Raw genomic sequence first — 1399 nt, forward strand, 5'->3', positions numbered from 1 at the left:
CCGAGGGCGGCAGAGCAATACCTGCCGCCCATTGCCCTGGGGGGAAGAATCTAGTTGCTAAATATCTAGATTCAGGGGATGATGCGTGCCTGCAGTGCGGGCCAGCGCAGGTGACACCGACCTCGAAGCGCTTGTTCACCGGCCCGCTCCGCGAGCGAGCTCGGCCCGGTCGTCGAGGCCCTTGAGTCGCACTTTCAGAACGGCTCACATGCCCTTCTCCTCCTGAGTGCCGAGAGCGGCGGGTTGTCTCGGCGACCGCCACCGCCAGAAGCGCCTGTGCGGCACGCTCGGGGCGGGAGAAGGGCTCCGGAGGGACCCTCCCGAGGCCCTTCTGTACGGCGGGCTGCGTTCGTCATGGTTATGACCGTAAGCATTTAGCTCACAACATGCAACCCCTCCTCGCACCAGGTTCGAAGGATGTACAGCAGCAGCGCATCATGGGCCCGCGCAGACCGGCGTCCCGGGGCTGTTCGGCACCGTATTGGCGAGCGTGACTGAACCCGCCCAAGCGGGCGTGTGGGACAGGTAGCGGGCGTGCCGGGCCCAGCCATGTCGCTTCTGCTTTTCGATCGGACGCAAAGCAGCTCTGCCGTCTACTGCGGCCCCAACTGCGGCTCGCGGGCGTCCATGCGGGCCTACCGGCAGAGGAATAAGGACCTGGCCGCCACAACGCCGACCTGGCCCACTCGTCGCCGGTGACGGCGTGGATCACGACGAGGCGACGCACTGTCCTGTCCTACGGACCCGGTGAATAATCCGCTCCACCCGCTCCCAGCAGCCGGCCAGGAAGGTCCGCGACATGCCGGGCCGGCGCACCACCAGAGGCAGGATGCGCCCGGTGGCCTCCGACACCCTGGCGAACAGCATCAGCACGACAACGATGTGGGACATCGGTCAGCCTCGCTGTGACGGACCGACGGGGGCTGGCCGACTGGCCGAGCCGGCCGCCTGCAGGTACCGCTCGAGTTCGTCGGCGGCACGCCGATATCCACCCGCCTCGTGCTGGGTAACCTGCAGGGTTGCCGCGGCTGCCCGGAACCGGGGGCCGTGGAGCAGTCGTTCGGCGAGGGCACGCACGGAAGCCGGGGAGACATCCTGGGTACGGATCGTCAGGCCCGCGCCGAGCTCCACGACGCGTCGGGCCACGGGAACCAGGTGTGTGCACGACGCCATAGCGGCCGCCGACGCGCTGCTCGTGGCCGGAACCGGGCGGGAAAGCGTCCGAGAGCCGGGCGGCAAGAACGGTCTGCGGTGGCGGTCGCCTCTGCCTGAGGAAGCGGGAACACAGCGTCCGGCCTCCCCTGGATATTGAAGGCTCCCCTTCCTGAAGGGAGGGGATTCGTCACCCTTCAGGGCCGATGTGGGGATTTACGGCTGAGGCTGCCGCCCGGTCCGGCGG

General features: G+C 68.2%; 3 protein-coding genes. 1 reads left to right on the plus strand and 2 read right to left on the minus strand.

Annotated features, from left to right (window positions below; translation table 11 throughout):
- The first annotated feature begins 549 nt into the window (after positions 1-549).
- Positions 550-699: a CGNR zinc finger domain-containing protein gene (locus VXC91_RS47385; RefSeq protein WP_408057634.1), complete on the plus strand. Its 150-nt coding sequence runs from the start codon at positions 550-552 to the stop codon at positions 697-699.
- A gap of 9 nt (positions 700-708) precedes the next feature.
- Here VXC91_RS47385 and VXC91_RS45605 read toward each other — a convergent pair whose 3' ends face one another.
- Together VXC91_RS45605 and VXC91_RS45610 are read right to left on the minus strand one after the other, a co-directional pair.
- On the minus strand, positions 709-891 hold the full coding sequence (locus VXC91_RS45605) for a hypothetical protein (RefSeq protein ID WP_329513214.1): 183 nt from the start codon (positions 889-891) through the stop codon (positions 709-711).
- 3 nt (positions 892-894) lie between these two features.
- Positions 895-1146 carry a hypothetical protein gene (locus VXC91_RS45610; RefSeq protein ID WP_329513215.1) on the minus strand — a complete coding sequence of 84 codons (252 nt, stop codon included), beginning with the start codon at positions 1144-1146 and terminating at the stop codon, positions 895-897.
- Positions 1147-1399: the final 253 nt, after the last annotated feature.

Origin of the sequence: Streptomyces chiangmaiensis, assembly GCF_036281785.1 — a bacterium.
Lineage (GTDB): Bacteria > Actinomycetota > Actinomycetes > Streptomycetales > Streptomycetaceae > Streptomyces > Streptomyces chiangmaiensis.